This is a genomic window from Aeromicrobium phragmitis, from assembly GCF_003674095.1.
Taxonomy (GTDB): Bacteria; Actinomycetota; Actinomycetes; order Propionibacteriales; family Nocardioidaceae; genus Aeromicrobium; species Aeromicrobium phragmitis.
This window is the reverse complement of sequence record NZ_RDBF01000081.1, coordinates 1-460: the sequence shown is the minus strand read 5'-3', so window position 1 is coordinate 460 and position 460 is coordinate 1. Positions and strand designations below refer to the sequence as shown.

The 460-nt window shown below is 68.5% G+C and carries 1 protein-coding gene; it reads left to right on the top strand.

What is annotated here, in order from left to right; translation table 11 throughout:
- Positions 1-460 (top strand): proton-conducting transporter transmembrane domain-containing protein (locus tag D9V41_RS16345; RefSeq protein WP_279432360.1); only part of this gene is annotated, 460 nt, incomplete at both ends.

The window sequence follows — 460 nt, the reverse complement described above, 5'->3', positions numbered from 1 at the left end:
GCTGTTCGTCGCCCTCGTGCTCATCGTCGGTGCGCTGGTGATGATCTACTCCACCGCCTACTTCCGCGGGAAACCCACCGTCAGCTACTACACGCTGATGACGGCTTTCGCCGCGTCGATGACGATGCTCGTCCTCGCCGACGACCTGGTGCTGCTGTTCGTGAGCTGGGAGTTCACGACGCTGTGCTCCTACCTGCTGATCCTCCGTTCCGGACCGGACGCCGGCCCACCTGCCGCCCGGACCCTCCTGGTGACCGTCGCCGGCGGCCTGTGCCTGTTGGCGGCCGTCGCGACGATCGTGGTCCGGACCGGGACGACACACCTGAGCACGGCCCTCGCGGACCCCGCGTGGAGCGAGGACGGCACGTTCGCGACGACCGTCGCGATCCTCGTCGCGGTGGCGGCGATGACCAAGTCGGCGCAGTTCCCCTTCCACGCCTGGTTGCCCGACGCCATGGTC